The sequence below is a fragment of the Coprococcus sp. RTP21428st1_C9_RTP21428_210409 genome, from assembly GCF_040227395.1.
GTDB classification, from domain to species: Bacteria; Bacillota; Clostridia; order Lachnospirales; family Lachnospiraceae; genus Coprococcus; species Coprococcus aceti.
In genome coordinates this window covers 1-16,093 of the sequence record NZ_JBEHVV010000004.1, presented here as the reverse complement: position 1 = coordinate 16,093, position 16,093 = coordinate 1, and the positions used below count along the sequence as shown (strand labels likewise).

The following is a 16,093-nucleotide window of genomic DNA, read 5'->3' as shown; positions in this document are numbered from 1 at the left end:
TAGTCCCTCCTTAATTAACTGATACTTCATCTGTTGAAGTCTCGGTGTCATCTGCATTTACATCCTTGTAGATACATGTAACTGTAAAGTCGTATGTTGTATCCCCGCTCTGCTGATCCACATTCTCAGTGACAGACTGAACGAATGAATTGTCTATGCACTCTATATCCTTGAGGTTTATTGCAAATGCAGCTATATCCTCGTACGACTTCGTGTTACCTGTGAAACTAACCTCTGTTGAAGATGAATCAAACGCTGTAAGACTGATTCCCTTTGGCATCTTGTCCTCAAGCTCCGCAATAAGTGTTCCAACATTCTCATTGAGGTTCTCTGTGTAGCTGTACATATTCTGAGCATCCATGTATACAGACTCTGCATCCTCATAGTCCTGTACGATCTGCTCTATATCCTTGATAGAATCAATATCTCTGTTCACCTGGTCAAGCTTTGACTGAGCCTTGTTCTTCGCTATGAACGAGTACGCTGTAACACCACCTGCAACTATGACTGCTATGATGATAAATGCTATAACCAGTGGTGTTGTGTCAACACTGCTTGCACCGCCCTTGCTGCCAGTCTCACCAAGCTCGAAGCCCATAGGGTCAAAGGCAGCTCCGATAGGAACCATGAGATATACAGGATTATAAATCTTAAGATCAATCTTTGGGTCAAATTTGATGTTATACAATGTATCCATTACTCTGGTTGATACATTGAGCTGAACCTTGAACAAGCCGTCGATTCCCTTGATAAGGGCTCCATCACCTGTGAGGAATACATCGTCAATAGGCTTATCAGGATTCTTTGATGTGAAGAAGTCCATCACACGGCCGATATTGTTGATGAGATATCTGAATGCTCCTGTTATAGCATTGTCATCGAAATCAACTGTGAGAAGTCTCTCGTTCTGGAGAAGAGTCATAGCTGTAGTTGCATCCACGCCCTTCGCATCCATAACTTCGTTGACTACCACATTGGTACCGTATGGAACTGTTCTCTGAAGGAGAAGTGTATCTCCTTTTACGATGTTGAGCACTGTTGATTCACTGCCCAACTGGATTACCATAGTTGTCATTGCCTCTGTTGTCTGAGTCTTGATCAACTGAAGCATTGCATTACCAATATAATCAAGTGCTACTACTTTCAGTCCAGCCATAGCTGCGAGATCATAGTATGATCTTACCATGTTCTCTGGTGCAGCGACTGCAAGAACTCTGAGCTGCTTGTTATTCTCTTCATCAGTAACTGTCTCAAGCACTGTATGAGACACTACGTAATCCTCTATATTAACAGGGAAATACTCTGATGAGTTCGCATTAATAATTCCTTTGATTTTGTTCTCCTTAACGAAAGGTACAAGAACCTCTCTGTTAACGATCTTTGTAGAGGTAAGAACGAATATCGCGTTCTTGTTTGTTATTCCATTTGCTGAGAGCTGAGACTTGATCGCCTCTGCTATTCTCTCTTTGTCTCTGATCACGCCATCCTCATAGGCATCTTCCGGTGTCTCGAAGATGATAGCGTTGTGTATCGTTGACTGCTTCTTGTTTGAAGGTGTAACTTCAACGATAGTAATACTTTCATTTGTAATGTCGATTGTTAAGACTTTATTATTACTCGCCATTTTTATAGCCTCCCTCGCTAATCAGTAGTTTTGTATGGAAAATTCCACATTGCTTTGAGTACCAGCTTACCGCTGTTCACCCCATTCATATAATTGTTCCGGATAAGTGCTTTCCGGATAAAGGTCAACATTCTGTCACCCTTTTAATAGCTCATCTCATCCACATAATGACCCTTTTATATAGAAGAAACTCACTGAAAAATAAGTACCAGCTCTACCTAGGTAAGCCAGTTGCCGCCATAAGTCATGCTATGTGACATGTCACATATACAAAAAACCGCTGACTGCAAAGAAAGAGTGAGTATAAAGGATCAGACTATATAACACTCTATATAACATTCTTTCCTTCATATTCAGCTCTGTGTAAAGATATAGCAACCGGGGAAAATCCCCAGCTACTATAAATATAAATAGTAGATAATGTGTCAGCACCTGACGATGATCACACTCACTGCCTGTACGAGGTTGCAACAGGTATAATCACCGTCTGTGCTACACTTATGTAACATCAATCATGTTCTCATGAACAATCCGTAAGTTTACACAAGTCTGTCAGAATCTTACTTGTATTCTGCACATACGTCTGGGTAAAGCTCTGAACCATCAACTGTTACAGTGAAAGTAGACTTGTCTGAGCTAAGTGTAAACATAAATGACTGATTCTTATCATACTTTGGCTTGTATGCAGCTGAACCAAGCTGTGATACAACCTCGCTTGTAAATGCAGCGCCAGTTCCTGTTACTGCAACAGGCTTTGTTGTTGATAATGTATAATCACCAGCTTCTGCTGCATCGTAAGCTGCCTCTACTGAAAGTGCGTTTGTAACTGCTGTTGCGATTGTCTGTGCATTTGATACATCTGTTGATCTTCTTGACTTAGCGATGTACTTGATAAGTGCCGGTGCAAGAGCTCCAGCAAGGATTGCCATGATAGCAATAACGATAATTAACTCTACTAATGAGAAACCTTTGTTGTTTTTCTTCATAATATTACTCTCCTTTTTAGTTGTTTATTGTGTGTTGTTATGTGCTTTGCACTATATCAAACCGGCATCCTCGTTCTACCGGGTTTAACCTTTTAGTTATCATGCAGGTCATACATGATATATCAAATAGCTACCAAACGTATGTTACTTGTAAGCATCACACACATCCGGATACAGCTCTGAGCTGTCCACCTTTACGGTGAATGTAGCCTTATCACTATTGACTGTGATAGTGAACTGCTTGTCCTTGTCATACTTTGGCTTGAATGTACTTGTCCCAAGCTGACTTGTGACTTCTGATGTGAACGCATTCGATGTGCCAAGCTGTGTGCCATCGGTATTCACCGGGTAATCACCAGGTGTGGCATCATCATATGCCTTCTCTACCGATAAGGCATTGGCGACTGCCGTCGCTATAGTCTGGGCGTTCGACACATCGGTCGATCTTCTTGACTTTGCTATGTACTTTATGAGCGCCGGTGCAAGTGCTCCGGCAAGAATAGCCATGATTGCTATGACTATGATAAGCTCCACCAGTGAAAAGCCTTTGTTTCTGTTCATCTAACTTCCCTCTTTTGTTTATACATTGTCCATAGCGTTGTACATACTCATGATAGGTCCATATACAGCTGCAACTATCATTCCTACAACGCCCGCAAGAAGTACCATGATCATAGGCTCCATAGCGGCTGTAAGTGCATTTGTAGCAGCCTCAACCTCTTCGTCGTAATAGTCAGCGACCTTGTTAAGCATCTCTTCTATATCACCTGTCTCCTCGCCAATCTTAGTCATGGCCGAGAGCATAGGTGGAAGCATCGTCATATCCTTGAGCGGTTTCGAGAGCGGAACACCCTTTGACACCTGAACTTTAGCATCTAATAATCCATCTCTGATGATCTTGTTGTCCATCATCTTAGCAACCTGCTCAACCGCATCTATCATGGATATACCTGAAGCCATCAATGTACTCATGGTTCTTGCAAATCTTGCACAGGCTGTCTTAACATTCAGATTTCCGAATATTGGAGCCTTAAGTCCTATGTTCGCAAAGAGCTGTTCACCAAAAGGTGTCTTCTTGAAGAACTTAACACCGAACACTATAGCTGCCACTATAATTATGAGCAGCCACCACTTATACATAACGAAATCTGCCGCCGCCATCATCATACGAGTTGCGAGTGGAAGCTGAGTTCCCATCTCCTCAAACATACTTGAGAAGTTTGGTATAACCGCTACCAACACTACTATGATAACTATAACCATAACACAGAGAACTACGATAGGATATGTCATGGCACCCTTGATCTTGGATGACAATGCATTGTCCTTCTCGAAATGCTCTACCAGTCTGTCCAAGCAAATCTCAAGATTACCAGACATCTCACCAGCCGCCACCATGTTGATCATGATAGGCGGGAATACATCCGGGTTAACTCTGAGCGCATCCGCCAGAGTTCCACCTTTCTCTACATATGTACGCGCATCTGCTATGGCCTTTCGCAGCGTCTTGTTCTCGATCTGATCTCCCATCAGCTCCAGTGCGGATATGATGGTAACACCGGCCTTGATGACCGCTGAGAACTGTTTACAGAATACACCCAGGTCTCTTGACTTGACCTTCTTCTTAAATCCTATACCCCCAAGCGGGCTGCTCTGCTCCGTCAGACTCATGATCGAGTAGCCTTCTGACTTCAGCTTCTTCTCAGCACCATCTCTGTTAGGGGCCTCGATGGTACCTTTTTTGTTCTTACCATCTCTGTCAACAACCTTGTAATTAAATACTGCCATTGTCTCTCCTCCGACCCAATCTTAATATTCTTACGTTTTCATGTATCTGCACTTTAAAAGCGCAATAATGCAACATAAATTATATGTAAAATATCTTACTATACCACACAGATTTAATCAACATTTAATTATTTGCACGTTATTTTTTAGACAATGTGCACAATGCGGCTTGGTTATTATACCACATTTTTCCATATGGCAATCGATTATTCCATATATCTTACTGTCCGTTGATCTTCTTTCTCAGGTACTGCTGATCCTGTGCGTATGTCATGGCAACCTCTCTTGTGACGGTCCCTGAAGCATACAGCTCATACAATGCATCGTCCATAGTGATCATACCTAAGGCTCTGCTTGTCTGGATAGTTGACTGGATCTGATGAGTCTTGGCTTCTCGTATCAGACTTCGTATAGCAGGCGATGCAAGCATTACCTCGAAGGCTGCAACTCGTCCGTTGCCGCTCGCTATAGGAAGAAGCGACTGTGAGATAACTCCCTCAAGAACCATCGCGAGCTGAACTCTTACCTGCTGCTGCTGGTTTGTAGGGAAGATATCTATGATACGATCGATGGTACTTGCCGCACCGATTGTATGCAGTGTGGAGAATACCAAGTGTCCTGTCTCGGCAGCGGTTATGGCTGTGGAGATAGTCTCAAGATCTCGCATCTCTCCTACGAGGATGATATCAGGATCCTCACGGAGTGCTGCACGGAGTGCATTCGCATAGCTGAGTGTATCCATACCAACCTCTCGCTGGTTAACTATTGCCTTATTGTGATGGTGAATGTACTCTATAGGATCCTCAAGTGTGATGATGTGATCCGTAAGGTTCTCATTCGCCTTGTTTATAATAGATGCAAGTGTGGTTGACTTACCAGAACCTGTAGGTCCTGTTACGAGAACCAGACCTCTCTTTCTCTTGTAGAGCTCAACAACCTCCCTTGGAATACCAAGCTGGTCAGGTCTTGGGATCTGTGTCTCAACTCGTCTGTACGCTGCTGCCATGTTTCCCTTGTCCATGAATACATTGACACGGAAACGTCCGGTCTCAGGTGAATCGAATGAGAAATCGACCTCTCCTCTGTCCTGAAGTATGGCCTTATGCCTGTCCTTCATAGTAGATCCAATTGCCTCTGCCGCATCAGCAGGTGACAGTGCCGGAACCTCAACCTCGGTGAGCTTACCGTTGATTCTGAGCTTAGGTGGTATACCTACAGCTATATGAACATCTGACGCCTTTGCTTCTACAGAGAAGGCAAGTAATTCCTTCATGTCTAACATAACTTGTCCCTTCCTTTCCCTTTTGCATTAATAATTACAATTTATATATAATCTCATTATATATCTCTTATATCTTACAGCTCTCCCATGTCCACTCCCTCGGCCACGGTTACTGTACTGTGAACGATCTTGTTCATCTCTGCTATGGATGTGATACCGTCAAGAACATGCTTGGCAGCTCCCATCTTCAGTGTGAGCATTCCTTCCTTGAGGGCCTGCTTCTCGATGACATCCGCTGTAGCTCCGGAAGCGATGACAGCCTGAAGCTCTCTTGATACAGGCATCATCTCGTATACACCGATTCGTCCTGAATATCCTGTGTCGTTACACAGTGGGCATCCCTGTGGCTCGTAGATGATGACATCCTCCTCGTCAGCCGGAACACCGAGCTGAACTCTCTCATCATCCTCCACAAGTCTTGGCTGCTTACATGTGGTACAAAGTCTTCGCACAAGTCTCTGTGCAATAACTCCAACAACAGCATCACCGGCGATGTATGACTCAATACCCATATCGATAAGACGGGTGATGGTCGAAGCCGCTGAGTTAGTATGCAGTGTCGATACAACCAAATGTCCTGTGATAGCGGCCTGTACGGCGATTCCTGCTGTCTCACCGTCTCGGATCTCTCCTATCATGATGATATCCGGATCCTGACGAAGGATAGATCTGAGGGCTGCCGCGAAAGTCATGTCCGCCTTGTTGTTAACCTGTACCTGATTGATACCGTTGATGTTCGCCTCGACAGGATCCTCAACGGTGATGATGTTAACATCCTCTGTGTTAAGCTCACTGAGTGATGTGTACAGTGTAGTTGATTTTCCCGATCCTGTAGGTCCCGTTACAAGGATGATACCATGTGGGTTGCTGAGGATATTATCGAAAACCTTCTCCTGCTCTGCATCGAAACCAAGGGCACTCTTCGGTTTTGTCAGGCCGTCCTTGGATGTAAGTCTCATAACCGTCTTCTCTCCGAAAACTGTTGGAAGGATAGAAACACGGACATCAAACTCTCTTCTGTCAACCATGATGGTGATACGACCATCCTGTGGTTTTCTCTTCTCTGCTATATCCATACCGCCTATGATCTTGATACGGGCTGTGATACCTGCCAGTATGCTGAGGTCGTATGACATAACCTGCTTAAGTGCACCATCTATTCTGTATCTGACTCTGACGCTGTTCTCCAGAGCCTCTATATGTATATCTGACGCTCTCTGTCTTACTCCGCCTTCGATGATCTGCTTAACCAGAAGTACGATAGGGGAATTATCGATTTCTTCGTTGCCCTCTTCCTCGTCGCCTCCGCCGAGCACATTCTGCTGCTCCTGTCTGTAGGCCTCAGCAGCCTCCATAGCCTGAGCGCTTCCGTAATACTTGTCTATGGCATTCCTGATTCCCTCCTCAGATGCGAGCATCGGCTCTACCTGAAGATTTGTCACAAGACCAATATCGTCCATGGCCATGATATCCATTGGATCTGCCATGGCTACCTTGAGGATGTTCGGGTTATCAGGATCTATCTCTATAGGTATGGCCTGATACTTGGTGACCATGTTCTCAGGCACCATGTGTATAACCTTCTCCTCGATCTTAGCTCCCTTGAGCTCTATGTAGTCAATTCCCAACTGGGTTGTAAGTACCGTAATCAGCATGTCGTTACTTATAAATCCCAGATCAACCAGGGCGTTACCAAGCTTTCTGCCGGTCTCCTTCTGCTTTGCAAGTCCTTCCTGAAGCTGTTCCTCCGTGATAGCCCCCGCTGCTACAAGGACATCTCCAATTCTGATCTTCTTACGTCCCACGCTTAATCGCATTCTCTAAATACCCTCCTCACGTCTCTCGCAATTCTACGCACAGGCAGAATTATCCAAATACCTAAAGCGTATTATATCACAGTATTTTCACATTTTAAACATTTTGTACATATTTTGATACATCTTTTTGCACTTTTATCAGATTTTTGCTTTTTTACAGGGTGGATAGGCACTATTTCTGCACAATAAACATATTATATAAGCAAGCTGACTGTACTAATTGTAAAATAGCCCGTCCATCATATGTACAGCCAGTACAATCAAATTACGGGAGCAGCTCATATATGGAAGCGTTTAAAAACCCACTAACTCCCGAAGAAGAGAAAAAATATATTGCGCTGTGCCTGTCCGGCGACAAGGCTGCCCGCAGCATTCTGATAGAGTACAATCTCCGTCTGGTCGCCCACATATCCAGAAAGTACAATTCCGCCGTGAGGGATCCCGAGGATCTTCTGTCCATAGGCACGATAGGTCTCATCAAAGCCATAGACAGCTACAGACCCGACAAAGGCTGCAAACTGTCAGGATACGCCGCCAAATGTATCGAAAACGAGCTTCTCATGACTCTCCGCCACGAGAAGAAGAAGGCGCGTGAGGTCTCGATCTACGATCCCATCGGCACTGATAAAGAGGGTAACGAGATCGTCATCCTTGACATCATAGGTTCGGAGAACGTCAACGTTCTGGACAAAATGATACAGGACGACCACCTGTGCCTGCTTCCCTCCTGCATATCATCGCTCCTCTCATCCAGGGAGAGGGAGATCATATGTATGCGCTACGGTCTTGACGGGCAGTCACCTCTCACCCAAAAGGAGGTAGCCAGGCTGCTCGGGATCTCCAGGTCATATGTATCGCGCATAGAGAAAAAAGCTCTTGGCAAATTAAGAGGATGCCTGGATTGACATCCAGACATCCTTATGATCACTCTTTTCTTCTCAGTATAATACCGGTCTCAAGCTCCTTATCAAGCTTCACCCTCAATTTCTGCTTTGGATGCGGCGCGGAGTCCATACTGTTTCCTTCCTCGTCGTATATCGCCTGAACCTCGCACTCTATATTTGTTCCATCAAAGCCCATGGCTTCAAGCTTCTCTCCCACCAGGAACTTATTCTTCTGCTCAAAGCATACACAGCCATCCGGGGTAACCTCTCTCACAGTTCCAATATACGTATAGTTTTTTACATATGTGTTATTATCATATATCTGTGATTCTGAGTCTGTCTTCCCGAAATAAAATCCCGTTGTGAACTGCCTGTATGTGCATTTGGCTATCTCTCTCTTGTAGTATTCCATGTTTGCTCTGTACTTCTTTTCTGACTCCATATAATCATCTATGGCTTTTCTGTAGGTTCTGGCAACGGTCGCCACATACAGAGCAGTCTTCATACGCCCCTCTATCTTGAAGCTGTCTATTCCGGCTTTCATCATCTCCGGGATGTACTCTATCATGCACAGATCCTTGGAGTTAAATATATATGTTCCTCTGTCGTCCTCGTTGACAGTCATATACTCTCCCGGTCTGGTCTCCTCGACGATGGAATACTTCCATCTGCACGGATGGGTGCACGCACCATGATTCGCATCCCTGCCTGTGAAGTAGTTGCTGAGAAGGCATCTTCCTGAATATGATATACACATAGCGCCATGGATAAATGACTCTATCTCCATATCGTCCGGTATGTTTGCTCTTATCTGTGATATCTCCGCAAGGGACAGTTCTCTGGCAGACACAACCCGCTTTATGCCGTGGTCATACCAGAACTTGTATGTCATGTAGTTCGTGTTGTTGGCCTGTGTGCTTATGTGTAATTCCATATCCGGCATAGTCTCCCGAGCTATGGTAAACACGCCCGGATCGGATACAAGAACAGCGTCCACACCTGTATCTTTCAGCTCGCCAAAATAAGCTCTTATTCCATCCAGATCATAGTTGTGTGCAAATATATTGGCTGTCACATACACCTTGGCATTATGTGCATGGGCATATTCCACGCCCTGTTTCATCTCTTCTATGGAAAAGTTGTCTGCTTTCGCTCTGAGGCCAAATGCCTGTCCGCCTATATACACTGCGTCAGCTCCATAGTCCACGGCCACCTTGAGCGTGTCCAGTCCGCCCGCCGGGACAAGAAGCTCTGGTTTCTTATCTCTCATATCGTTTCCTCCAACCATTTTTCGTTTATTTCCTGATACTAAGGCTCATTCCATCCCCTATATTGAGTATGGCCGTCTCCAAATGTTCATTGCGGGTGAGCTCGTACAGGTATTCTCTCATCCTTGAATGTATCGTTCTGTTTCTTCTGGTAACTGCAAATCTGCTCTCAAGGACATCTCCGTCCTGAAGCACGTTGTCGCAGAGCAATACCCCCTTCGGAGCTAGCAGCCGTATAGCCTCCGTGAAAAAATTGCCATACTGACCCTTAGCTGCATCCATGAACACCATGTCATAGCTTTCTGTCATCTCTGGTAATATCTCCAGTGCATCGCCCTCAAGCAGAGTAATCTTGTCTGAAGCCCCGGCTCTGACTATATTCTTCTTCGCCTCTTCTATTCTCGGCTGATAATTCTCTATAGTTGTTATATGTGCGTCATCATCCAGAAATCTACTCATAAAAATGGCAGAAAAGCCAACGGCTGAACCTATCTCAAGAATCTTCTTCGGCCTGTTCATAAGAATCAACATCTTGATGAACTCTCCAGCCTCTCGTCTTATGATAGGTACCCTGTTCTCTTCTGCCTCTCTTCTGATCGAGGTCACAACCTCATCGTAGTCTGTATTGAAGGAATTGATAAATGACGCAAGTCTTTCATCACATACCATAATTATCCTCTCTGTCTATTCCTCGGCACTGTCCTCGCTGGAGGAGTCATCACTGCTGTCTCCGCTGCTATCCCCCGAGGAACTCTTGCCATTTCCCGTTATGATCTCTATTATCTCCTGATTTGTATCGCTCGGTGCTATCTGATATGTACCAGGCTGGATATCATCTGCATATCCGCCTATTCTGACCTTCAGTATAAAAGCGTATTTGTCCTTGATGACCTCCGCTGTCTTAAGGGAATCCGCCACATCAAGAAGCGGCTCGTCCTGAGTTATCTGTATAGTTGCCTTACGGTTGCTGCCCGGATCCGCAGCCCTTGTGGCAAACACCTGATACGCAAAATCATACGAGTATGAGAAAGCCTTTACCAATATAAATAAAATACATACATTGATGAATAGTCCAAAAAGGAACCTCAGAATCTTCTTCATACTTCTAGCACTATCTAAAGCCATAATCGTTATTCTCCTTGTTCACAAATACATCTCAGCCAGCGCGAATCACCGGGCGTCCTCATCTATGATATCGAAATCAAGATCGTCCGCTATCTGTTCATATACAAGCTTCATCATTCTCACCAGCTTCTGCTCCGCCCTGATAAAGTCATTGACTATAGTATCATGGACTATGGAGTCATATTCCATGAATAGATTATTAACTTCATCATATGGATTGTCAAGCATTTCGTTATTCTGTATTTCATAATTTTTCTTACGAAATTCCATGAACTGCTGAAGTTTTTCTGGTTTCTGTCTAAGTTTATCCTTGCAATACTGATAATTCTTGTAGACATCAGAATCCTTGATGCACGCATTCAATTGTCTGCTAAGTTCCAATGTATCTGTCATTTTCTCACCCTTCTACACCTCTGTGATTATAGGAAGGATCATAGGGCTTCTCTTTGTCCTCTTCCAGAGAAACTCTCCCATGTCATCCTTTATCACGGATTTGATCTTACCCCAGTCTGTCACGCCGCGGCTCAGGCATCTGTCGAGAGCCTCCTGACATGTGATCCTGCAGTCTTCCATAAGTGTCTCAGACTCCCTGACGTACACGAAGCCTCTTGACACTATATCCGGCCCTGCAACAAGCTGGTTGCTGTATCTGTCCAGGGTCACAACTATGATTATGAGGCCATTCTGTGACAGAAGCTGTCTGTCTCTGAGGACGATATTTCCAACATCTCCAACTCCAAGTCCATCCACAAATACTCCCTGTGCAGGAACCTTGCCGACAACGTCGAACTTCTCCTCACCGATCTCAAGAACATCGCCTGTGGTCATGATCTTGACATTCTCCTTAGGGATTCCCATCTCAACTGCAAGCTCTGCATGTCTCTTGAGGTGTCTATACTCACCGTGGACAGGTATTGCATATTTCGGTCTTGTGAGCGCATATATAAGCTTGAGCTCCTCACGGCAGGCATGGCCGGATACGTGTGTATCCTCAAATATAACGTGTGCACCCTTCGCCTCGAGCTCATTTATAACCTTGAATACCGCCTTTTCATTTCCCGGTATAGGATGTGAGCTGAAAATGACCACATCACCAGGCTTTATGGCTACTTTATTGTGTATTGATGCAGCTATACGTGACAGCGCAGCCATGTTCTCTCCCTGACTTCCCGTGGTGATGAGAACAACCTTCTCATCCGGGTAGTTCTTCATCTCGCTTATATCTATGAGTGTGTTATCCGGTATGTTGATATATCCAAGTTCGGACGCCGTGGTGATGATGTTCACCATGCTTCGTCCCTCTATGACAGCCTTTCTGCCATACTTGTAAGCTGAATTGATGATCTGCTGTACTCTGTCAACGTTGGATGCAAATGTCGCTATGATGATCCTGTGATCCTTGTTGTCGTTGAACAAGTTGTCAAATGTTCTTCCCACTGTCTTCTCTGACTGTGTGAAGCCCTCCTTCTCAGCATTTGTCGAGTCAGCCATGAGTGCAAGCACACCCTTCTTGCCGAGCTCAGCAAATCTCTGAAGATCTATGGTTCCGCCAAATACCGGTGTGTAGTCTATCTTGAAATCTCCGGTGTGGACAATAAGTCCGGCCGGTGTGTATATGGCAAGGGCCGCCGAATCTGCTATGGAGTGGTTTGTTCTGATGAATTCCACTCTGAATGCCCCAAGATTTATATTCTGACCATACTTTACAACCTTTCTTCTGGTGTTGTTCATAAGGTTGTGTTCCTTCAGTTTGTTCTCTATAAGACCCATGGTCAGCTTGGTCGCATAGATCGGCATGTTTAATTCTTTCTCAATGTACGGTATGGCTCCTATGTGATCCTCATGTCCATGGGTAACCACGAGTCCCCTGACCTTGTCCGCGTTTTCCTTGAGATAGGTGACATCAGGAATTACCAGATCGATTCCTAACATGTCGTCCTCAGGGAATGCCAGTCCGCAGTCAATGACTATGATAGAGTCCTCATACTCTATCGCAGTGATATTCATTCCAATCTGTTCCAGACCGCCCAAAGGAATGATCTTCACTGTCTCTTTATTATTCTTATTCAATTTTCTTATACCTCCAAATTTACGTCCTCAAGCAGTTCGTCAAATATCTTGATGACCGCCTCTAATTCATTTTCATCTTCCACAATATCGTATGCTGCCATCTCTTCCGTATCAGCTCCGTTGTTCTCGCGAAGGATAAGGAATGATTCATCATCCGCCTTGTCTATAACGAACAGATAATTCACGCCGCCAAGTGTGGTCTGCTCCACAACCGAGAATTCCACTTCTGTTCCATCTTCTGCTTCAAATATGATACTGTTGTCCGTCTTCCTGTTCTCTGCCATATAAACCTCTTAATACTTCTTCAGGCGTACACAAAACAAAGGCAGAAGGTCTGTGTCTATCACAGACTGCTGCACTTCGCATCAAGATAGTTCTGCAGTATGACCGCAGCCGCCATCTTGTCTATGTACGTCTTCCTGTTCTCTCTTCTCACTCCGCTGTCCATAAGGATCCGCTCTGCCTCCACAGTGGTAAGGCGCTCATCCCACAGAACAACCTCAAGTCCTGTTCTGCGCTCAAGATCCTCCTTGAATGCCTGGGTGGCCTCGCATCTGTCTCCCTCTGAATTGTTCATGTTCTTCGGGTAGCCAAGCACCATCAGCTCTATGCGGTCGCGCTCTCCTGCCGCTCCATACTCTTCAAGTATGGCCTCTATGCGGGCAAGTGTCTGTCTCAGCTTGTTCGCCGACTTTCTCTCTATCGTCTCCAGCGGCTGGGCAGTCATCTTGAGAGGATCGCTCACGGCAACTCCCACCGTCTTGGTTCCATAGTCAAGTCCCAATATTCTCATACTATTCTTTTCCTTTACACGAGGTTATTCTTGATGTAGTCCTCAAGTAAAACCTCAATGATCTCGTCTCTCTCCACCTTCATGATCAGGCTTCGCGCATTCTTGTAGCTTGTGATATATGTCGGGTCACCGCTCATTATGTACCCAACAACCTGGCTTACCGGATTATATCCTTTCTCGGTAAGTGCATCGTATACTTCTCCAATTATCTCGCGTACGTCCACTGTCGCGTCCTTGATTGGAACAATATTCTGTGTACTTTCGTTATTCATCAAATCACGTCCTCATCTTGTTATTATCTCATGAGCCAATTAACATTCCTATTCTAATATAAAAAACTACAAAAGTAAAGGAAGGTTTCCCCCATTTTGGGTATATGTCACATACACAAAGCTGTTCACAAAACTCTCCGGCATGGATATGTCGCCCACATCTATGAGTATATCCATGTATCTCTCCGTATGTCCTCTGAGATATGTCTTATTGTCCTTCTTTACAACCTCTTCCACCAGGACTTCAAGCTCACAGCCCTCAAACTGGGCTTCATATGCGGTCTTGTTGTCATGGGCAAGCTTAAGCAGCACATCGCTTCGCTCATTCTTTATCTCAGGGGCAACCTGCTCTTTCATGGCGGCAGCGACTGTTCCCTTTCTCGGAGAATACTTGAATATATGCATCTCATACAGATTGAGCTCCGTCAGATATCTGACAGTCTCTGCAAATTCTTCCTCAGTCTCTCCCGGGAAGCCCACTATCACATCCGTGGTGAGCGCAGGGGACTTATACGCCTTTCTCAGCATGTCACATTTTTCAAAGTATTGCTTGCAAGTGTACTTTCTGTTCATTCTCTTTAGCACTGAATCACAGCCGCTCTGCAGGCTCAGATGGAAGTGTGGACATACTTTCGAATTGGATGAAATTCTCTCCACAAACTCCTCTGTTATTATCCCCGGCTCAAGTGAACCAAGCCTTATTCTCTTGATTCCTTTGATTTTTGAGATAGCCTCTATAAGCTCTATAAGTGCTCCCTCATTATTCTTATCTTTGCCATATGACGATATGTGTATACCGGTAAGCACAACTTCTTTTATTCCTGCCTCCGCAAGCTCTGATACTTCTGCAAGGATCGCCTCCTGGCTTCTGCTTCTTATCCTTCCTCTTACATACGGGATTATGCAGTATGAGCAGAACTGATTGCAGCCGTCCTGGATCTTGACATATGCCCTTGTGTGTCCCACAGGGACATGGCCGCCCATCTCCTCGTACTCAGTCTCTCTGGATATATCCACGAAGTATTCCATGGCTTCATGATCTTTACCTGGGGCATTTTTTCCATTGTTTCTCACATTAATATAATCATTAACTATTTCTGTGATACTTTTCTTCTTATTGTTGCTTATTACTATATCTATAGCTTCATCCTGCTCGAGAATCTCTCTGGCTGACTGCACATAGCATCCTGCGGCTATCACTATTCCATCAGGATTCATCTTTCTGGCTCTGTGAAGCATCTGCCTTGATTTTTTGTCCGCAATATTGGTCACAGAACAGGTATTTACTATATATATATCTGCTTTTTCGTCAAATTCCACTATATTTGCACCGGCAGCCTTCAGCATGTCGAGCATGCTGTCAGTCTCCGCCTGATTGACTTTGCAGCCAAGTGTTGTGGCAGCCACAGACATTCCTTTTAGCATGTATTTTACACTCCTTATATTGACTTTTGTATTCTATAAAAATATAATAATGACAGTACATAAAAAACTTACAAGGGTTAGGAGGACTATTTATGACAGCAGTTAAGATTTCTTTAAACTCAATCGATAAGGTCAAGAGCTTTTGCAATGACATTGCGAAATTTGACGCAGAATTCGACCTCGTATCAGGACGTTACGTAATTGATGCAAAGTCAATCATGGGTATTTTCAGTCTTGATATCTCAAAGCCTATCGAACTTAACATTCATGCAGAGAGCGGTATCGATGAGATCATGGCTACTCTGAAGCCATACCTTGCAGAATAGTATTTATTCTGCCCCGTATGTTATATGGATCTGATAATCAAAGAGATGCTTATTATGAAGCATCTCTTTTTTGTTGTCTTTTATCACTGTTTTATATTGTTTTACTGCTTTGCGCGACACATAACGACCTCTGCCGTATCTACAGCCTTGCGGTACAATGGCTCGATGATTCCTGTGAGCTTTGCCTCCGACTTCTCTATCGCAGAGAGAACCGGATGTGTAACCGGATGCTTTGCAACAAATGTCGTACAGCAATCCTCGTATGGCAGTATAGATGTCTCGTATGTTCCGATCTTCTCTGATATGTCTACTATCTCCTGCTTATCCATGCCTATACATGGTCTGAACACCGGCATGGTGCTGACCTGGTTGATAACGTTCAGGCTGAACACAGTCTGGCTTGAAACCTGGCCTATGCTCTCTCCTGTTATCG

The 16,093-nt window shown here is 44.6% G+C and carries 17 protein-coding genes and 1 pseudogene; 2 read left to right on the top strand and 16 right to left on the bottom strand.

The window, feature by feature from the left end; all coding sequences use genetic code 11:
* Window positions 1-10: 10 nt before the first annotated feature.
* The 6 genes from pilM to ABUA34_RS01585 all read right to left on the bottom strand — a co-directional run bounded on the left by pilM (window position 11) and on the right by ABUA34_RS01585 (window position 7,497).
* Window positions 11-1,624 carry a type IV pilus assembly protein PilM gene (gene pilM, locus ABUA34_RS01610; RefSeq protein ID WP_022216709.1) on the bottom strand — a complete coding sequence of 538 codons (1,614 nt, stop codon included), beginning with the start codon at window positions 1,622-1,624 and terminating at the stop codon, window positions 11-13.
* Window positions 1,625-2,184: 560 nt separating this feature from the next.
* Complete coding sequence (locus tag ABUA34_RS01605; RefSeq protein ID WP_022216710.1) at window positions 2,185-2,610, bottom strand: type II secretion system protein; 426 nt, start codon at window positions 2,608-2,610, stop codon at window positions 2,185-2,187.
* 144 nt (window positions 2,611-2,754) lie between these two features.
* The gene (locus ABUA34_RS01600) at window positions 2,755-3,171 is read right to left on the bottom strand and encodes a type II secretion system protein (RefSeq protein ID WP_055144040.1); all 417 of its coding nucleotides are present in this window, start codon (window positions 3,169-3,171) and stop codon (window positions 2,755-2,757) included.
* An 18-nt stretch (window positions 3,172-3,189) separates the two neighbouring features.
* A complete protein-coding gene (locus tag ABUA34_RS01595) occupies window positions 3,190-4,398 on the bottom strand; it encodes a type II secretion system F family protein (RefSeq protein ID WP_161171708.1) in 1,209 nt (402 codons plus the stop codon).
* Between the two features lie 220 nt (window positions 4,399-4,618).
* The gene (locus ABUA34_RS01590; protein WP_022217246.1) at window positions 4,619-5,680 is read right to left on the bottom strand and encodes a type IV pilus twitching motility protein PilT; all 1,062 of its coding nucleotides are present in this window, start codon (window positions 5,678-5,680) and stop codon (window positions 4,619-4,621) included.
* Between the two features lie 74 nt (window positions 5,681-5,754).
* On the bottom strand, window positions 5,755-7,497 hold the full coding sequence (locus ABUA34_RS01585) for a GspE/PulE family protein (protein WP_015533121.1): 1,743 nt from the start codon (window positions 7,495-7,497) through the stop codon (window positions 5,755-5,757).
* A gap of 284 nt (window positions 7,498-7,781) precedes the next feature.
* Between ABUA34_RS01585 and sigK the strand changes: the two genes are divergently transcribed.
* The gene (gene sigK / locus ABUA34_RS01580) at window positions 7,782-8,402 is read left to right on the top strand and encodes an RNA polymerase sporulation sigma factor SigK (protein WP_117548740.1); all 621 of its coding nucleotides are present in this window, start codon (window positions 7,782-7,784) and stop codon (window positions 8,400-8,402) included.
* Between the two features lie 19 nt (window positions 8,403-8,421).
* Here sigK and ABUA34_RS01575 read toward each other — a convergent pair whose 3' ends face one another.
* From ABUA34_RS01575 to mtaB, 9 genes are all read right to left on the bottom strand, one after another.
* Window positions 8,422-9,651 carry a peptidase U32 family protein gene (locus tag ABUA34_RS01575; RefSeq protein ID WP_349822748.1) on the bottom strand — a complete coding sequence of 410 codons (1,230 nt, stop codon included), beginning with the start codon at window positions 9,649-9,651 and terminating at the stop codon, window positions 8,422-8,424.
* Window positions 9,652-9,676: 25 nt separating this feature from the next.
* Window positions 9,677-10,318 (bottom strand): O-methyltransferase, encoded by a 642-nt coding sequence (locus ABUA34_RS01570; RefSeq protein WP_349822747.1) that lies wholly within the window; start codon window positions 10,316-10,318, stop codon window positions 9,677-9,679.
* 15 nt (window positions 10,319-10,333) lie between these two features.
* A complete protein-coding gene (locus ABUA34_RS01565; RefSeq protein WP_118757619.1) occupies window positions 10,334-10,774 on the bottom strand; it encodes an endolytic transglycosylase MltG in 441 nt (146 codons plus the stop codon).
* A 45-nt stretch (window positions 10,775-10,819) separates the two neighbouring features.
* Window positions 10,820-11,167 (bottom strand): YlbF/YmcA family competence regulator, encoded by a 348-nt coding sequence (locus ABUA34_RS01560; protein WP_238050404.1) that lies wholly within the window; start codon window positions 11,165-11,167, stop codon window positions 10,820-10,822.
* 12 nt (window positions 11,168-11,179) lie between these two features.
* Window positions 11,180-12,844, bottom strand: coding sequence for a ribonuclease J (locus ABUA34_RS01555; protein WP_022217240.1), 1,665 nt, complete (start codon window positions 12,842-12,844; stop codon window positions 11,180-11,182).
* A gap of 5 nt (window positions 12,845-12,849) precedes the next feature.
* Window positions 12,850-13,128 carry a DUF1292 domain-containing protein gene (locus tag ABUA34_RS01550; protein WP_015533126.1) on the bottom strand — a complete coding sequence of 93 codons (279 nt, stop codon included), beginning with the start codon at window positions 13,126-13,128 and terminating at the stop codon, window positions 12,850-12,852.
* 59 nt (window positions 13,129-13,187) lie between these two features.
* Complete coding sequence (gene ruvX / locus ABUA34_RS01545) at window positions 13,188-13,637, bottom strand: Holliday junction resolvase RuvX (protein ID WP_118016681.1); 450 nt, start codon at window positions 13,635-13,637, stop codon at window positions 13,188-13,190.
* A 14-nt stretch (window positions 13,638-13,651) separates the two neighbouring features.
* Complete coding sequence (locus ABUA34_RS01540) at window positions 13,652-13,909, bottom strand: IreB family regulatory phosphoprotein (RefSeq protein ID WP_022217238.1); 258 nt, start codon at window positions 13,907-13,909, stop codon at window positions 13,652-13,654.
* 66 nt (window positions 13,910-13,975) lie between these two features.
* Window positions 13,976-15,334, bottom strand: coding sequence for a tRNA (N(6)-L-threonylcarbamoyladenosine(37)-C(2))-methylthiotransferase MtaB (mtaB, locus tag ABUA34_RS01535; RefSeq protein WP_022217237.1), 1,359 nt, complete (start codon window positions 15,332-15,334; stop codon window positions 13,976-13,978).
* 92 nt (window positions 15,335-15,426) lie between these two features.
* On the opposite strand from mtaB, the gene ABUA34_RS01530 reads away from it, so the two are divergent.
* Window positions 15,427-15,660: an HPr family phosphocarrier protein gene (locus ABUA34_RS01530; protein WP_015533130.1), complete on the top strand. Its 234-nt coding sequence runs from the start codon at window positions 15,427-15,429 to the stop codon at window positions 15,658-15,660.
* Between the two features lie 101 nt (window positions 15,661-15,761).
* Here the strand turns inward: ABUA34_RS01530 and ABUA34_RS01525 are convergent.
* Window positions 15,762-16,093 (bottom strand): annotated as a pseudogene (locus ABUA34_RS01525) (tRNA uracil 4-sulfurtransferase ThiI); the annotation flags it as partial.

Coding starts and splice junctions, on each gene's coding strand:
- ABUA34_RS01605 (WP_022216710.1), bottom strand. CDS start 2,610: ATGAAGAAAAACAACAAAGGTTTCTCATTAGTAGAGTTAATTATCGTT.
- ABUA34_RS01575 (WP_349822748.1), bottom strand. CDS start 9,651: ATGAGAGATAAGAAACCAGAGCTTCTTGTCCCGGCGGGCGGACTGGAC.
- ruvX (WP_118016681.1), bottom strand. CDS start 13,637: ATGAGAATATTGGGACTTGACTATGGAACCAAGACGGTGGGAGTTGCC.
- sigK (WP_117548740.1), top strand. CDS start 7,782: ATGGAAGCGTTTAAAAACCCACTAACTCCCGAAGAAGAGAAAAAATAT.
- mtaB (WP_022217237.1), bottom strand. CDS start 15,334: ATGCTAAAAGGAATGTCTGTGGCTGCCACAACACTTGGCTGCAAAGTC.
- ABUA34_RS01595 (WP_161171708.1), bottom strand. CDS start 4,398: ATGGCAGTATTTAATTACAAGGTTGTTGACAGAGATGGTAAGAACAAA.
- ABUA34_RS01590 (WP_022217246.1), bottom strand. CDS start 5,680: ATGTTAGACATGAAGGAATTACTTGCCTTCTCTGTAGAAGCAAAGGCG.
- pilM (WP_022216709.1), bottom strand. CDS start 1,624: ATGGCGAGTAATAATAAAGTCTTAACAATCGACATTACAAATGAAAGT.
- ABUA34_RS01560 (WP_238050404.1), bottom strand. CDS start 11,167: ATGACAGATACATTGGAACTTAGCAGACAATTGAATGCGTGCATCAAG.
- ABUA34_RS01540 (WP_022217238.1), bottom strand. CDS start 13,909: ATGAATAACGAAAGTACACAGAATATTGTTCCAATCAAGGACGCGACA.
- ABUA34_RS01570 (WP_349822747.1), bottom strand. CDS start 10,318: ATGGTATGTGATGAAAGACTTGCGTCATTTATCAATTCCTTCAATACA.
- ABUA34_RS01585 (WP_015533121.1), bottom strand. CDS start 7,497: ATGCGATTAAGCGTGGGACGTAAGAAGATCAGAATTGGAGATGTCCTT.
- ABUA34_RS01565 (WP_118757619.1), bottom strand. CDS start 10,774: ATGGCTTTAGATAGTGCTAGAAGTATGAAGAAGATTCTGAGGTTCCTT.
- ABUA34_RS01600 (WP_055144040.1), bottom strand. CDS start 3,171: ATGAACAGAAACAAAGGCTTTTCACTGGTGGAGCTTATCATAGTCATA.
- ABUA34_RS01530 (WP_015533130.1), top strand. CDS start 15,427: ATGACAGCAGTTAAGATTTCTTTAAACTCAATCGATAAGGTCAAGAGC.
- ABUA34_RS01550 (WP_015533126.1), bottom strand. CDS start 13,128: ATGGCAGAGAACAGGAAGACGGACAACAGTATCATATTTGAAGCAGAA.